Origin of the sequence: Chitinophaga skermanii, assembly GCF_003259335.1 — a bacterium.
GTDB classification, from domain to species: Bacteria; Bacteroidota; Bacteroidia; order Chitinophagales; family Chitinophagaceae; genus Chitinophaga; species Chitinophaga skermanii.
Map to the genome: position 1 here is coordinate 199,433 of NZ_QLLL01000006.1, position 17,377 is coordinate 216,809.

11 protein-coding genes are annotated in these 17,377 nt (G+C 41.7%); 5 read left to right on the plus strand and 6 right to left on the minus strand.

The window, feature by feature from the left end:
* Positions 1-377 precede the first annotated feature (377 nt).
* Together LX64_RS16580 and LX64_RS16585 are read left to right on the plus strand one after the other, a co-directional pair.
* Complete coding sequence (locus tag LX64_RS16580) at positions 378-2,495, plus strand: glycoside hydrolase family 97 protein (RefSeq protein WP_111598805.1); 2,118 nt, start codon at positions 378-380, stop codon at positions 2,493-2,495.
* A 135-nt stretch (positions 2,496-2,630) separates the two neighbouring features.
* On the plus strand, positions 2,631-3,497 hold the full coding sequence (locus LX64_RS16585; protein WP_111598806.1) for an NAD(P)-dependent oxidoreductase: 867 nt from the start codon (positions 2,631-2,633) through the stop codon (positions 3,495-3,497).
* 99 nt (positions 3,498-3,596) lie between these two features.
* On the opposite strand, the gene LX64_RS16590 is transcribed toward LX64_RS16585, so the two are convergent.
* Both LX64_RS16590 and LX64_RS16595 read right to left on the minus strand, forming a co-directional pair.
* Positions 3,597-3,992, minus strand: coding sequence for a hypothetical protein (locus LX64_RS16590; protein ID WP_148707352.1), 396 nt, complete (start codon positions 3,990-3,992; stop codon positions 3,597-3,599).
* A 306-nt stretch (positions 3,993-4,298) separates the two neighbouring features.
* Positions 4,299-5,210, minus strand: coding sequence for an AraC family transcriptional regulator (locus tag LX64_RS16595; protein ID WP_245952710.1), 912 nt, complete (start codon positions 5,208-5,210; stop codon positions 4,299-4,301).
* A 258-nt stretch (positions 5,211-5,468) separates the two neighbouring features.
* On the opposite strand from LX64_RS16595, the gene LX64_RS16600 reads away from it, so the two are divergent.
* From LX64_RS16600 to LX64_RS16610, 3 genes are all read left to right on the plus strand, one after another.
* A complete protein-coding gene (locus LX64_RS16600) occupies positions 5,469-9,707 on the plus strand; it encodes a two-component regulator propeller domain-containing protein (RefSeq protein ID WP_111598808.1) in 4,239 nt (1,412 codons plus the stop codon).
* Positions 9,708-9,888: 181 nt separating this feature from the next.
* On the plus strand, positions 9,889-11,550 hold the full coding sequence (locus tag LX64_RS16605; protein WP_111598809.1) for a DUF5060 domain-containing protein: 1,662 nt from the start codon (positions 9,889-9,891) through the stop codon (positions 11,548-11,550).
* A 34-nt stretch (positions 11,551-11,584) separates the two neighbouring features.
* Positions 11,585-12,250, plus strand: a complete 666-nt coding sequence (locus LX64_RS16610) for a hypothetical protein (RefSeq protein WP_111598810.1) — start codon at positions 11,585-11,587, stop codon at positions 12,248-12,250.
* Between the two features lie 702 nt (positions 12,251-12,952).
* Here LX64_RS16610 and LX64_RS16615 read toward each other — a convergent pair.
* The 4 genes from LX64_RS16615 to LX64_RS16630 are packed head-to-tail and all read right to left on the minus strand — an operon-like array spanning position 12,953 to position 17,356.
* A complete protein-coding gene (locus LX64_RS16615) occupies positions 12,953-13,870 on the minus strand; it encodes a hypothetical protein (protein ID WP_111598811.1) in 918 nt (305 codons plus the stop codon).
* The gene (locus tag LX64_RS16620) at positions 13,861-14,889 is read right to left on the minus strand and encodes a glycoside hydrolase family 26 protein (protein ID WP_111598812.1); all 1,029 of its coding nucleotides are present in this window, start codon (positions 14,887-14,889) and stop codon (positions 13,861-13,863) included. The genes LX64_RS16615 and LX64_RS16620 overlap by 10 nt, the downstream gene beginning before the upstream one ends.
* Positions 14,890-14,899: 10 nt before the next feature.
* Positions 14,900-15,823, minus strand: coding sequence for a hypothetical protein (locus LX64_RS16625; RefSeq protein WP_111598813.1), 924 nt, complete (start codon positions 15,821-15,823; stop codon positions 14,900-14,902).
* A 9-nt stretch (positions 15,824-15,832) separates the two neighbouring features.
* The gene (locus tag LX64_RS16630; protein ID WP_111598814.1) at positions 15,833-17,356 is read right to left on the minus strand and encodes a RagB/SusD family nutrient uptake outer membrane protein; all 1,524 of its coding nucleotides are present in this window, start codon (positions 17,354-17,356) and stop codon (positions 15,833-15,835) included.
* Positions 17,357-17,377 lie beyond the last annotated feature (21 nt).

Sequence of the window (17,377 nt, forward strand, 5' to 3'; positions counted from 1 at the left end):
ACATTAGAAGAACATTAAAGTATATTATAATTACCTATTGTCGCCCGAGCGGCAATATGCTAATATCCTATCCAACAATACATTATTGTACCCCGAAAATATATTTTTACACTGTGTTCATAATTCACGCAAGTTACCACCTACACCCAATAGCTTATTGGCATACCCAAACCGGAAGGTCGTAAGCGTCAAAATCACTCCAACGGCAACCTTTCGGACGAACCGGCGTTTTCTTATATAAACGCCACTGTTCCTTATACAAACAGCAGGCTAAGAAATCTCAACTTATCGTAGCTTTCGATCTTGATTTGAACCACGTTTTACGGCAGATACAAAACTGGTATTCCACAATTCAAAATCAACAATTTATACGTAAAATGAAGTACATTTTAATGCTAGCCACCTGGCTAACTTTTTTCCACGTCGCCAAAGCACAGGAATTGAAGTCGCCGAACGGGAATTTCGTGATGAGCTTTTCGCTGAACAATGAAGGGGCCCCAGTATACGCCCTTATCTACAAAGGAAAGCCTGTGATTAAACCTAGTAAACTGGGTCTTGAACTGAAAAACGATAAAAAATCGTTATTGAACGACTTTACCATCGTCAATACCACACCAACTACATTCGATGAAACTTGGAAGCCGGTTTGGGGTGAAGTAAACGCTATTCGTAATCATTACAACGAATTAGCTGTTACCTTACAACAAAAAGAAACAAACCGTCAAATCATCATCCGTTTCCGTTTATTTAACGATGGCTTAGGTTTCCGTTACGAATTCCCTTCGCAAAAGAACCTTACTTACTTTGTAATTAAAGAAGAAAAAAGCCAGTTTGCTATGACGGGCGACCATACTGCGTTTTGGTTACCAGGTGATTACGATACCCAAGAATACGATTACACAACAACTAAACTCTCTGAAATCCGTGGTGCTATGGCGAAAGCTGTAACAGAGAATATTTCTCAAACATCTTTCAGTCCTACCGGTGTGCAAACATCGTTAATGATGAAGAGCGCCGATGGTATTTACATCAACTTACATGAAGCTGCATTGATCAACTACGCATGCATGCATTTGAACTTAGATGATAAAAACATGGTATTCGAATCATGGTTAACACCTGATGCAAAAGGTGATAAAGGTTACATGCAAGCACCCTGTACATCACCATGGAGAACCATTATTGTAAGTGATGATGCAAGAGACATTCTGGCTTCAAAAATGACTTACAACTTGAACGATCCATGTAAAATTGAAAACACAGATTGGATTAAGCCTGTTAAATACGTGGGTGTTTGGTGGGAAATGATCACCGGTAAAAGCACATGGGCCTATACCGACGATTTCCCTACTGTACAATTAGGCATTACGGACTTCTCTAAAGCGAAACCAAACGGTAAACATGGTGCTAACAACGAGAACGTAAAGAAATACATCGATTTCGCAGCTGCTAACGGTTTCGACGCCGTACTAGTAGAAGGTTGGAATGAAGGTTGGGAAGACTGGTTCGGCAATTCGAAAGATTATGTGTTCGACTTCGTAACTGCTTACCCCGATTTCGATGTAAAAGCATTACATGCTTATGCAGCATCGAAAGGTGTAAAAATCATCATGCACCATGAAACTTCTGCATCTGTAAGAAACTACGAACGTCATATCGATACTGCTTATAAATTCATGAAAGCAAATGGTTACGATGCGGTGAAAAGTGGTTATGTAGGTCATATCTTGCCACGTGGTGAGAACCACTATAGCCAATGGATCATCAATCATTACCAATACGCTATTGAAAAAGCAGCTGAGTATAAGATTATGGTAAATGCCCATGAAGCCGTTCGTCCTACGGGTATTGCACGTACCTATCCGAACTTAATTGGCAATGAATCGGCAAGAGGTACAGAATACCAAGCATTTGGTGGTAACAAACCCAACCATGTAACTGTTATTCCATTTACCCGTTTGATTGGTGGCCCAATGGATTATACGCCAGGTATCTTCGAAATGGATATTGCGAAAATCAACCCGGGAAATACATCCCATGTAAACAGTACCATTGCTAACCAATTAGCTTTATATGTTACCATGTACAGTCCATTACAAATGGCGGCAGATTTACCGGAACACTATAATAGGTTCCCAGATGCATTCCAATTCATTAAAGATGTAGCAGTTGATTGGGACGATTCTAAATACTTGGAAGCTGAACCCGGCCAGTACATTACAGTAGCCCGTAAGGCAAAAGGTACCGGCAAATGGTTCGTAGGTAGTGTACAAGGTGATAATGCCCGTACTTCTAATATTTCATTCGACTTCTTAGAAGCAGGTAAGAACTATGTAGCTACTGTGTATGCAGATGCAAAAGATGCACATTACAAAACAAACCCGCAAGCTTATACGATCCGTAAAATCAAAGTAACCAACAAATCTAAACTTGCACAGTTGTGCGCACCAGGTGGTGGTTACGCGATTAGCATCGAAGAAGTAGCGAAAAAATAACGATAGGAGCCCTCCTATTCATAACCAGTTGTTTTATTACAGTCTACACGGCCTCTACATGATGTAGAGGCCGTTTTGTTTTATCTTGCAACCCTAGCGCAAAACTATTGTTACATTAATACAAAATATTTAAAGATGATTGCTTTTTTAGGAATGGGCTTACTAGGCTCGAATTTCACGAGAGCTTTACTGGCCAAAGGAAACCAAGTGAACGTATGGAACCGAACCGCTGCTAGAGCCACAGCCCTTGCTGCCGACGGCGCAAAACCTTTCGAAAACGCTGCTGATGCCGTTACCGGCGCAGAATATGTGCATATCGTTGTAAAAGATGATGCTGCCGTAGATGCTGTTTTAGAACAAGCCCGTGCAGGTTTCAAACCGGGAACTATTATCATCGACCATACCACTACCAGCACGGAAGGGGCCATCCAGCGTACTAAATACTGGGCAGAACAAGGCTTTGCCTATTTACATGCTCCTGTATTTATGGGCCCACAAAATGCCCTAGAAAGCACCGGGTTCATGCTTGTTTCGGGCGACCAACGCTTGATCCAAGCGGTGGAAGTACACCTGGCTACTATGACAGGCAAGTTATTGAACTTCGGAACAGAACCCGGAAAAGCTGCCAGTATGAAATTGATCGGTAATAACTTCTTGGTTGCCTTTACAGCTGGCATTGCAGATACATTAAGCTTAAGTCGCTCCCTAGATGTACCGTTCGACGATGTAATTAGCCTGTTCGAGAATTGGAACCCCGCAGGTATGGTAAAAGGCCGCATCCAAAGAATGGCCAGTGGTAGCTACAGCCAGCCTTCTTGGGAATTAAACATGGCCCGTAAAGACACAGGGCTTTTCATAAAAGCCACGGAAGCAGCTGGGATGCCACAAATTATCATTCCCACCATTGCAAAAGAAATGGATAAATGGATTGAAAAAGGTCATGGTGCCGATGATTGGACGATCATTGGGCATGATAGCATTGTAAATCCGAAGAAAAAATAAAGAAAATAGGCAGGTAAAATATTGAACTGTGCGTGTGAATGTTACGAAGTAATGCGCACAGTTTACCTTATAGTACATAGGTTAACATGAAGAAAAGCCTTACTCTTGCTCTTGTTGTTGCTCTACAACATCATTCTTATGCTTTGTATAGAGGTAGAACATGCAACAGCTAATACAAAGTAACACTACCCCCACGAATGCATGCAAATAGGATTGCTCCAAATAAGCCTGCTTAGCAATCATGGCATCCATCATAAGGAACCCGATACCCCAAATAGGTAATTCAGTAGCGTTCACTACACCGATGCTTTGTAGCGTTTGCTTTGTTTTATAATCTTTGTAGCTGATATAAGTGAAGATCATTAAACCCACTGTTAACAAACCGAGGAAGTACTGCTTATCAATACTCCACAAACTATGATGCTTCGAATTTTGGGCGACCATATATAATATAGCCGGGATGTACAGTAACATCCAAGACCTTCTTGTTTGCATAGGGGATTGTTTAGATTAAACGTTTCCTGTCGACCCTAACAAATTACAAAAAAATCACGAGAAATGGGGGCTTGCATATAGGTTTACTGGGAGAAATTAAATGCCTATCTCATTAAATCTATTTCGGACCTAGTGATTCCTATGGCTTTAGCGCAGATATTTTGGGAAAACAATTTGCTTTTTCACTAGTAATATGTTTGATATTTCATACTAACATAGCTAAAATGGATGAAATAACAGGCATTTACATTAAAAAGCTGCTTCCATAAGGAAGCAGCCACACAAAATAAATCTATATGATAGCAACTAAATAAATACCCGTTGCCTATTGAAGTTCAATTTGAACTCCTTCGGCGTACACCCCTTCCGGCGCTTGAATAACTTGTTGAAGTTGGCCATATTATTAAAACCACACTTATAGGCAATCTCCGAAATCGTTTGCTGGGTTGAAATTAACATGCGGGCTACATGGCCGAGGCGGATTTCTGTTAGGTTTTCGGTGAAGGTGAGACCGGTATGGGCTTTAATGAAACGACTAAACGAGGCTTCCGACATATTCGCTACTTGGGCAATCTCGCCAAGGGTAATGGGGTGGCCGAATTTGCGGTTCATTAATTCAAACGCCCTTTCCAAACGGCGACTATCGTAGCTAACCATCTCTTTGCTGAAGGAGGGGTCCGACAGTAAGTCGGCATTCCGGGCAATGGATAGATCGTGTAAAAGGGATAATAGTTGTAAGAAAGAGTCAAACCCAGTTCGTTTCTCCAAGGCAATGATCCTATCTTTTACCAGGGCGATGGTAGCCGGGGCAAATGAAATACCGCGTTTGGCAGCCTCGAAAAGCTTCTTGATAGATCGAAACTGGTCTTTATCCAGTAAATCTTGCGAAAACAATTCCTTACTGAATTGTATGGTTACTTCTAAAGCATCTTCCTCTAAAGACGTTTGCGAAAACCAACCATGCGGTAAGTTCGGGCCTACTAGCACCAGCTCCACTTCGCCCACTTCCCCGATATGATCCCCCACGATTCGCTGTAAACCAGCGCCCTTAATGATCAAATTCAGCTCCATTTCCTCGTGCGTATGCAAAGGGAAATTAAAGGCTGCTTTCTTCCGCGAAAAAATAGAAAAACAATCATGCGAAGCCAAGGGCGTTATCTCCCGCATCACTTTCTTAAATTGGTAACAGTCGTTCAACATAGCATTTTGTTTTAACATGGAATATTGTTTAGGCAGCTCCTAAAACCTGTTGTTTTGGTTGCCTTCAATATTATCATCTATGCCCATAATGCCCTTGTTGTATAGTGCCGAATTCTTGTAATATAGTCCACGTAGAAAATCCATTCCTACAAATCATTCATTTACAGCAAATTATATTTACTTATTTTCAATCCTTTATGCGTTCGTCCAGTTCTTGTGTACCCGCTCGGTTTATTTTAGATATTTTTGAAACAGGGTTTATATCATTTCCACGTAATGAGTATTATTGACGGTTTTTCCTTTTTACGCCGACTGTTTTTCATATTGCTGTTCTGTATGGGTCTTTCATTGAAAGCCCAAACACAGCATTATAATTTCTATAATCATTCTACCGACAATGGCTTGGTAACGAACGATTACCAGAAAATCTTCCACGATTCCTACGGGTTTATATGGCTGGCTTCTTTCGACGGGCTCTTCCGTTGGGATGGTTATTCCATTAAAAAATATACCCACCAGGAAAAAGATTCCCTGTCCCTCAACAACAACATCGTTTACTCCATTTTCGAGGATAGCCAGAAAAGATTATGGGTAGGTACCATCGAAGGCTTGAACCTCTACGATGCCTCCCGGGATGTATTCATAACGATGCCTGTGAATGCCAAACATGATAAGATTCCTATAAATGCTATTATGGAAGATGAGCAGCATAACTTGTGGTTGGGCACTTCGAACGGGCTATGTAAATACAATGCAAATCAACGTACCGGTACATGGTTTTTAGGGCAGGGTGACGAGAATATCATATTCTGCATGGCCAAAGGAGCACATAACACTATTTGGGCCGGCACTTTTAATAAAGGAGTGGTGCAGTTCAATACGCAAACCCATGCTTTCAGGTATGTAAGAAACATACCTGGGCAACCTGCTTCTTTGCCAAGTAATAAAATACAAAGTATACTTGTTGACAAGGCTAACCGGGTTTGGGTGGGTACCGAAGACCGTGGCATAGCCATTTTAGATGAAGGTGGAAACGTGTTACATACATACGATAACCTTTCTCATAATAGCCAGTTTATGCATAGCAACACCCGATGCTTGTACCAAGATACGAAAGGTAATATATGGATAGGAATTGGTCGTGAAGTGCTATGCGTAGTAAAAGCAGGTAGTCATTCTTTACAACCGGAACCAGTTACCACCAAGGCACAGAATAATGGGCAAGACGGGATTCTATCCATTACGTCTATTACAGAGGATCAATTTGGAAATACATGGTTTGCATCTGCAGGGTATGGTTTATTTACGACGAATGAACGCAAGAATGTTTTCAACAATATGCTAACCAACACCCATGCTTTACCCAAACTAAGCACTACCGTTGTAACTGCTTTTTATGAAGATGCAGCCCACAAAATATGGATTGGTACAGCAGGCAATGGTGTAGCCCTTTATGATCCTTTGCAGGGCGTATTAACTACTTCGCCTTTGTATAGTGCTGCTGCCGTAAACGATGTAAAAGGCGATCGTGATGGGAATATTTGGATAGCTACATGGGCCGACGGTATTAAAACCTATAACCCCCAAACGCACCAAGCACATCATTTCACCCACGACCCGCTCACCAATTACTCCCTCGTGAACAACGATGTAAAAGCACTTTTACCTACCGATAGCTTTGTTTGGATAGGAACACATGGAGAAGGCTTGGCAGTTTACAAGAAAAGCGAAAAACGTTTCATTCATTATAAAAACAACAAAGAATTCCCTTTTAACATGCAAGCTCCCGCATGGGTGAACCATTTGTACGAAGACAAACAAAAGCGCATTTGGATTAGTACATACAGTGGTTTATTTATGTACAATGGGAAAACATTGTCGCACTTTGCACACACTGAAAAAGCGAATAGCATTAATAGCAACTCGGTGAACATGGTGGTGGAAGATCATGCCGGTAAATTGTGGATTGTAACAGAACAAGGTCTCGACCAGTTCGATGAACCTAACGCTGCTTTCATACACCTGAACAACCAACTTAGCTTACCTGTTAGCATGAAATCTATTGCCGTGGATGCAAAAGGACAACTATGGATGGGAACAAATGAAGGCCTCGTTACGCTCGACCCAATAACGCTTAAGTTGCAGCATTATGATAAAAATGATGGTCTTTACGATAAAACCTTCTTTCAAAAAGCAGCCCTTAGAGCCAGTGACGGCACCCTATATTTCGGAGGGCCTAAAGGATTTAGTGCTTTCAACCCTGCAGCTATTTTACCGGTAGAAACACCTACCTATTTCTATTTCTCCGACTTGTATGTATTTGGCGAGCAACAAAGGCCAGGGCAAGCAGGATCGGCATTGCAAAAGATATTAGACGACACGGATACGCTGGTGCTTACACAAAAGCAATCTTTCTTTTCCATTGGATTTGCGGCCATTAACTTATATGCTCCCCAGAAAATAAAGTATAGTTACCGTTTGGAAGGATATTACGATGATTGGATTGATGTGGTAGATGAACGCCGTATTTCATTTGCGCATTTACAACCGGGTACATATACATTACAAGTACGTTACACCAATGTAAATGGTGATTGGCAAGCCCCGGCAAAATCGCTGTTAATTAAAGTACTGCCCTATTGGTGGCAAACATGGTGGTTTAAAACATTGCTGTGTTTGTTTGTACTGGTGGCGATTGCGGCTATTTTCTATTGGCGCGTATCGTCGGTAAAAAAGCGAAACAGGATATTGAAGGAAGAAGTACGTAGACAAACAGCGCAATTGCAAGAAACAAATACAAGCTTGATGGAGCAACGGGATAAAATATCGTTGCAGAAAGAAAAGTTGGCTGCTAGTTACGCCGAGAATGTTCGCCAAACAGATAAAATCCTCGTTCAACAACAGCAGATTTCCACGCAAAACCAAGAACTCGAACAAGCTGTGGCAGAGTTGGAGAAATCTAACCAATCGAAAGATTACTTTTTCAGCATCCTAGCCCACGATCTAAAAAACCCTGTGGGAGCATTGAAAGAGTTGGCTGGGTTCATGCAAACACATGCGCAGAAAATTGATGCCGCTACCTTACAACAATATGTAGGTAACATGCATCAATCGGCCTCAAGAGTATTTGATTTGCTGGTAAACTTGTTGAGCTGGTCGATGTCGCAATCCAGGCAAATGACCTTACAGCCTGTGGATGCAAACATGGCTGAATTAATCCACAACAACCTGCAATTACTAGCTACGCAAATACGTAATAAACACATTCAAATACATGTAAAAATAGATGAACCCGCATGGTTTCATGCCGATCAACAAATGATGGATGTTGTGGTGCGCAACTTATTATCGAACAGTGTGAAGTTTACCGATTACAACGGGGAAGTACATGTACATACGTTTACAAATGGAACCGACCTAGTACTACAAGTAAAAGATAATGGATTAGGAATGACGAAGGAGCAAATGGCTTCCCTGTTTGAAATGAATAAAACTACCATTCATCCTGGCACTGCGGGTGAAAAAGGTACCGGTTTAGGCTTAATGATTGTACATGATTTCTTAGCCGCTAACCATGCCCATATTGCTGTAGAAAGCGAACCGAACAAAGGTTCGGTATTTACTGTAAGAATTCCTGCTGCACAAGAGCTTCCAGTAGCGACCGAAGTAATAACAACGAAAGATCAACGTGAGCTGGCTGGTGAATTTTGGCAAACAATTCCCACGGAAAAGTTCCTCAAAATAAAGGGGAAGAAAATTCTCATCGTAGAAGACAGTAAAGAAATACGCGATTACTTACGGTTGATTCTATCGGATGTATTTGAAATATTTGAAGCGGAGAACGGGGAACAAGCATACAACATGGCATTAGAAGAAATGCCATCTGTAATTATTACTGATGTATTGATGCCTGGGATGAACGGGATTCAATTCTGCAAAGAGATAAAATCCCATACCGCTACTAGTCATATCCCTGTTATAATATTAACCAGCCAGTGGGAAGAAACGATGCAAGCCAGTGGTTATGCAGCGGGTGCTGAAGCCTATCTTACAAAGCCGGTAAAGCAAGCTGTATTATTACAAGTCATTTTCAATTTTCTACAGAAGCAAGACCAAGTATACCAACGAGTGCGTGATCAAATTTACAACGATGCACCCTTACCTGTAGATACCATGTTAAGTGATGTAGATCAACAATTCTTGAACGACCTTATTCAATTCATAGAAGCCAATATGGCCAACCAAGAATTAGATGCTAAGCAAATTTCAAAAGCCTTGTTGGTGAGTAGAACAGTATTGTATAACAAGGTAAAATCGTTAACGGGTCAAACCGTGCACGAGTTTATAAAAGCGATAAGATTGCGTAAGAGCGTACAATTATTATTGAGTGGCAACTTGAGTATCAACCAGGTAGCCTTCGAGGTAGGGTTTAATAGTCATTCTTACTTCGACAAGTGCTTTCATAAACAATACGGGATGGGACCGAAAGAATATATCACGCGTAAAAAAGCATAAACACCTCACTTGCTGATTAGCATCATCTTTCATCAAAATAGCATCTAAAACAGGCGCTTTGCTTGTTTACTTTTGTTAGTACAAGTACTTCTATTTTCATTTTCTTATTGATCGACGTACATGCCGGGTTTCCACACCGGCCGAGCTTTGTACGCGGTTTACAAACTGATACTTAATTTGCATGAAACCCGTTTTGTTAGCATTCTTTTTGTTGCTCGTGTTGAACCTATTGCATGCGCAACCCACCATTCAACGTACACAGTTACTAACAAAAAATATTGTACAATTCGAAAAAATGGAATGGCAAATCGATCTCCAAGCACAGTTCGATAACCCGTTCGATCAACAGCAAGTTAAACTTGATGTACAACTCGTATCGCCTTCCGGTAAACCATTGCTATTACCATGTTATTTCGATGTAGTTACCCGTACTTGGAAAGCTCGTTTCACCCCGCAAGAAGCAGGTAAATACGATTACTATTTTCAACTTATTAACGCGAAAAACGAAATACATACCGACACCGCGCACTTTACTGCACTGAAAGGAAAGGGTAAAGGATTCTTACACAAAAACGATCATTGGACTTTCCGTTTCGATAATGGTGATCTATTCCGAGGCATCGGCGAAAACGTAGCATGGGAATCACGTGATTTTGAAAACGACAAATGGACATACGATTACTTGCTACCTACATTGGCCCATAATGGTGCAAACTTCTTTAGAACATGGATGTGTTACTGGAATTTACCACTCGAATGGCAGAAAGTTCGCAACACGAAACGTTATCAACATTCAGATGAATATTTCAATCCAGGCGCCATCAAACGAATGGATGAACTCGTGGCCTTATGCGATTCACTGGATCTCTACTTTATGTTGACATTCGATTGGCATGGCCATTTAATGGAACATGGAGGATGGAGGAATAGTCGTTATAACGCGGCCAATGGTGGACCTGTGAAAACGCCTGCGGAATTCTTCACTTCCAAAGCGGCGCAAGAGATGTATAAAAACAAATTACGGTACATCGTAGCACGTTGGGGATATGCAACCAACATAGCAGTATGGGAATTCTTTAATGAAGTAGATAACGCTGCTTTCACGCAACAAGATAGTATCATCATTCCATTACCTACCATTGCCCAATGGCATTTAGAAATGAGCAGGTATTTGAAAGATATTGACCCATATCAACACTTAGTAAGTACTAGCATTTCGCACCGTGATATTATTGGCATGAACTCGATCCCGTATATCGATTTCAACCAAAAACACATTTACAAGCACACGGAGAAAATCCCGGCTATTTATCCCGACTACATACAAACCTTTGGAAAGCCATACGTGGTAGGTGAATTCGGCTTCCGCTGGGAAGATCAAGACCCTAAATATGCTGTAGAAGCGGTGTTTGATTACAAACGTGGTTTGTGGTATGGATTGTTTGCACAAACGCCCATATTACCTATGAGCTGGTGGTGGGAATTATTCGACGATCAACAAATGGCGCCTTATTTCAAAGGGGTGCGTATCATTAGCGACAAGATGTTGGCCGCTGGAAAAGGACAATTTGAACAGCTGCCGGTATCGGCTGGCAACATAGAAACGTATGCTGTTCAATGTGGTTCCCATGTATTTGTCTACTGTTTGAACAACACGCGTACTGAACAACACAGCGCTTTAACAATCCCTATTTCTAACACTTATACTTTACAGCAATTCAATCCCAATACGCAAACATTTACTAACAAAACGTTCGATGTGAATAAAAGCGGGGAAGTAAACGTAGCGGGATTTTCATTGCCACCGTTAACAGAAACCATCTTCATTTTTTCTAAAAAGTAACGCCGTTTTTTCTCCACCCAAAAACATACATGTTATGAAAAAAATGAACATCGCAGTAGTAGCATTGCTCGTTTTGAGCAGCTTCGCTTGCAAAAAAGACCTCAAAACCCAAGACGATGGTGCGCAAACTGTTGCCCGTGCAGCCCTCGGACAAAGCAATTTCAACCTATGGAAAACTTGTAACGGTACGCCGTACAACATCACAGGCACAAATGGCATTTGCATCCCGGTAGGTAACTGTAGCACCGACATTAATGCTGCTCAACAAAATGGTGGCCAAACAGCTACAGGCTTACAATTCTATGGCTGCTTTAAAGGTGGTAGTAACGCCTACTCTAGTGCCAGTGAACAAGCCGTATTTGTGTGCGACAACGTATCGTCGTGGACAGGTAATGAAATGGGCTTCGTAAAAACCTTGAATGATAACGTTTTGAAAGGTTACTTACAAGGTGGCGGCCAGTACATTTACCAAACCATTTCTGTAAACGACAACGGTTATCACACCTTCAAATGCCAAGCGAAAAGCACCAACACGCACCAAGTTGATTTCTATGTAGATGGCGTGTACAAATTCACCCTTACGAACAACAGTGGCAGCTACTACGGTAATTGGTTCTACTTCGTTGGTACGAATCATTGGTACGGTGGTAGTAACCCAACTGGTCAGCAAATTGAGATGTACAGCATGCAAACATTCTAGTTGTTAGCGAAATTATTCATCGGCAGGCCGTCTCTACTAAACTAGGGGCGGCTTTTTTGCTTGATTTTCCATGTATGTCAAAGAACTTTCAACGTTGTGAAAGTGAAATTACACCCCCATTACGAGCTAAAAAAACGCCGTGCCGGAAAGTGCCGCTTTATGCCGGTTTGTGCCGCTTTATGCCGGAAAATGCCGAATTGTGCCGGAAAATGCCGGTTTTTGCCGGTTTTTGCTTACTAAAGGTTGGGAAGTTGCTTACTGAAAGTCGACAAAAAGCTTACTGAATGTCGGTGAAATGGGCAAAAAACAAGGAAAATGTCGACAAAGTGTCGACAAAAGGCTTACTCAACCCTTGCCAGTACTGGGTTAGTGTCGGTAAATGTCGGTGGAGAGTCGGAGATTTCTTTAAAAACCCTTGAAAACACTGGAAACCTACTTTGTGAGTATTAGGAATTAGTTGGTTGCCAATTTGTTAAAACAGCTACCCATTTAGGAAGCTTTACGTAGCTTGGTTTTTGACATAGGTGGAACTAAAGAAGCCTGAGAATTACGTGTTAACCATGTAAATCGGCAACGAAGAATGTTTGTAAAACTAACCTCACCGCGAGCTCTTCTCTTCATTCATCAAAAATTGAAAGGAAATACATGTATTAGATTATTTGCTTATTGTGATTTTACTAGTGCAATTTTTTTGATTGTTCACTATTGCAACACAGCAATCGGCACGCCTACCTGTACAGTAAAAGCACGCCTATACACTTCGTTTAATTTCGTTGTATGTACATCATCATTTGCCATGTAAAGCCATTCGCGACCTGCGCCTGTGTGCCACCATGCAGCTTGTAATTGTATGAATACCTTGTTAGCGAATTGCAACTTCAAACCTGGTTGTATTTGGTAGCCATTCGCTTGGTGTTTAAAACTGATGGGATGTTGAAAGGAAGGAACCATGTTCCAATCGGCTACTGCATTATAGCGAAGCTGCGTGTAGGCTATGTTTGGGTGAAGAAAAAATTTAGAGTAAAGGGGAATTTTAAAATTGACTTTTAACTGCACGCCTTTCCATTGTTGATTATAGGTAGATCGAAGGTTAGAAGGCGTATTAGCATCAGCCGGTAATAAATACAGGTTTTGTGTTTGGTAAACAAAGTCGGGATTGAATTGTAGCACATAATCGTTGTTAAAATGCCACTCATATCCTAAGCCTGCTTTTACCTCGAATACACGTCCTTTCCCTGCATCGAAAAAACCATTGTAAAGCATCTCACTTCTATTGTCTTTACCATAATCCCGGTCAGTTGCCGTACCCGATATGATACCTGACCAACTTGCTTCTCCACGAATAAACCAAGATGGATTTACATGGATAGTAGCTGTACTTAATAACCCAGCCGTTTGTATATCTTTCCAAATAAGTTCTGATAGTACATTGGGGTTTGTACCGGCAGCATTACCGGCAATCGACCAGCGCGTGTACTGATGGCTGTATTGAGGTGCGATGTCTATCGCAATTCGGGGTTTGCGAAAAAAAGCACCGGCCGACTGTGCTTGGGCTTCTTTTAGAGAAACTACAAGAACAGCGGCCAGTAAGCTTTTGCGCATAATGGTTTTTATTTCCATGTGGGCATCTTATCCAAATTAATTACGTTATCAGCGGAATACAATTGGTTAATTTCTCCATGGGTATTATGGTCGTACGTTAATTCCGACCAGCTCATAAAGAATGTCCAACTCGGTTGATTTTTCAACTCTGTAGGCGTTGGCAATTTCTGGCATTCACCGATAGCTATCGGTTTACCTTTTGCTGCGCGTACCATAATTTCGTACTTCGTTTGCGTATAGCCACTTCCATCGTACACATCCAATGCAGCGATATCGAAATAATTAGCGCCAGGATTATAGTCATTGGCATCACCCGAAAGTGAGCCGAAGTCTTGAATATCCCAAACCCATATTAAGTTAGTTAATCCTTTCGTATTGGTCATGTAATCGTGTAACATTTGGTACAATTTGCGTGTACCGTTCGCACCTGGACGACCACCCCACCAAAACTTGCCTTGGTTCATTTCGTGGTATGGGCGCCATAATACTTCTACTTTCGCATCTTTCAGTTGTTGCAAGTATGAACAAACTTCATCTACTTGCGATTGCCATTTCGTGTGTAAAGCTGTACCGGGCGTCAGCAATTCTGTCCATTGTTGATCACTTAAACCACTCAGCACACCTTTCCCATCATCCCAACCACAAGGCTGTGTGTACGCTGGGTTACATGCATGCCACATGATATTTACAATAGCACCTTGCTTGTATTGCTTCAATGCTTCGTTGATCATCAACTGGCGGTTGTTGATATTGTCTTGTTGGAAAAGAAAATCTCCGCTCCACAAAGCAGGATACTTGCCGGTTGTGTTGAAGATTTCATTCGTCCAACGGGCAGGTGTAGCATTGGGTTCACGGTTGTGAATGCCCGACAATGTTTTCTTACCTGAAATACTATACAAGTAATTAAGGGTTTGAAACTTCGACTTCACAGTATCTTCTGTAGGCGTGGGTGGCGTCGTTTTCGTATCGTTCTTGCTGCAAGCACCAAAGCTCAACACAGCAGAAATTATCATCAAATAAATATTCATCTTCTTCATAACTTTTAGATTAAGGTTGCGTTTTCACATCGACCCAAAACTTGCGCGGACGCTTTACGAATTTGTCAAAATCAGAATAGATATTACCCCAGTCATCTACCCCACTTAAGGTGAATTCGAAGGCACTATTTGCAATGGTTTTGCTTAAGCCGTTACCTAAATCAATCGTTCTTGCACCTGAGAATAACGCGGTGGTACGTTTACCATTTGCGTCGATGAAGGTGACTGTATTGTTACTATAATCGCGTTCCCAAGTACTTTCGCCTTTCGGGATAACACGGTACAGGTTGTTTACATCGGTAGCTGGATTCGTGAATAAGAAATTTGCATACAATCCATCAGCACCTGCACTATTTACCACTTTACCCGTTGTTTTACCATCAGGCGTAATACCTGTGAATGTAAATTCCAATGTATTGTCAAGTTCGGCAGCAGGTCCACCTGTTGTAGGCCATACCCATGGTTTGTCGGTCATTTTCATCACACCACCGCCACCATACTCTGGACCGGTACCACCATATACCACTAAGTTTTGAATGCTGTATTTGCCGAGAATGGTTTCAGTAAAAGGAATGATTTCCACTGTCCAATCGCGTTTACTACCTGCTTCGGAAGTAATGGTGAATTTGTATTGATTATTATTAGCTGTAAAATCGAGCTGTTGGCCGTTGGCCGGGCTAATGTTTGCTTTATACGAAGTTTGAACTTGTGCTACTACTTTGCTGAAATCGGTATTGGGTTGAACGAGCACCTTCACAGAAGCTTTTGCTGCTGTACGATCAATTGTAGCAGGACCGATTTGTACTAAGTCGCCCCCTAAGGTAATAGCCTCGATAGAACGTTCGTTGCTTTCTACACCTTTAAATGGATCTTTGGCACAAGCATTCAATAGCAAGATAGCAAGTAATGATATATAAAGAAATGTACTTTTCATGTGACGTGATTATTTCATGAGAGGATTTGTATCAATCTCGCGTTGCGGAATCGGGAAGAAATACGCACCGCTAGTGATGGTTTTACCATATTGTTGCACCAATACTTTTTCCATGCTGTTGGTTCTACGTAAATCGAATAAACGACTGCCTTCGAAAGCCAACTCCCATGCACGTTCTTGTACCACTGCATTTCTAAATGCCGCTACGCTGAGATTCGGGTTTAAATCGCCAATACCTGCCCTACCGCGAATTTTATTTACAGCACCATACCCTTCTGGAGTAGGCCCACAAGCTTCTGCATATACTAACAGGATATCAGAATAACGAATAATCGGAGAATTGGCGCTGGTTGCATCACCAATACGAGCTGGATCAATGAATTTACGGGTGAATGGGCGTGAGCTACTGTTGATATCGAGATTGTAAGTTACCCCGTTGTTCGTATACGACGATACAATGAGTTGTGTTTTACGTTTATCTACATCATTATAGCTGGCATATACATTGTTTTCCGTGCGGAAGTGTCCCCATCCTTGCCCAATATTGATGTTTGCGCTGGCTGGGTTTAATGGATCGTAAGCGATTGTCATCGGGCGATCCGCCGGCAGGAACATATTCGGCAGTTTAGAGAAACTTCCTTCACGGTCGCCACTGCGATCCACTGCAGCGTCGAAAATATGCTCACTTACAGCTGATTTCTTATAGATATCGATATTGAATATATCAGGTAAGTTTTGTGTGAAATTAAAGGCCGATTGTTCAGTCATTACTTTACCCGCATACAATTTGGCATTGGCATACATTTCATCAGCATTGGTAACAAAGTCGTAACCTGGAGAGCTATTCGCTTTTGAAGACGCAAGATGTAAATATACTTTAGCTAATAAGCCCAATACAGCCGCTTTGTTAGCACGACCTTCACTTATGCGTTCTTGTACAAGTAATGTTTCTGCTTGTTTCAAATCGCTGATAATAAGATCATATGCATCTTTGATAGATGATTTTGCGATTGGAATTTGCGTAGCATCATCAATTACCGTGGTGCGTAATGGTACTTCACCGAACATACGTACGAGGTTGAAGAAATGCAATGCACGGAGGAAATAGCCTTCACCGGTAATCTGCTTTCTTTCAGCATCTACCATCGCCGGTATATTGGGTACGTTTTTAATCACGGCATTCGCGCGGGCAATACCGCGGTACATGTAAGTCCATATATTATCCAAGTCGGAGTTTGTAGAAGTGGTTCTCAATTCATCCAACTCGAAGTTACCTACACCGGCATCTCCTTTCTGCGTGAGATTTTCCGTGGGTAACTCGGTGGTGATGTAGTAACCACGACCATAATACCCTACTTCCGGTAAAACGGCGTATGCGTAAATGATCGCAGCCCTAGCATCATCGGGGGTTTTGTAAAAGGTGTTGGAGTTGATCATACCATAAGGCTTCTCCTCCATTTTTCCACAACTGGTTATGAGGCCTAAGCTGAGGGCAGCGGCCAAACTTAGCTTTATATAGAAATGTTTTTTCATTGTTGATACGAATTAGAATGC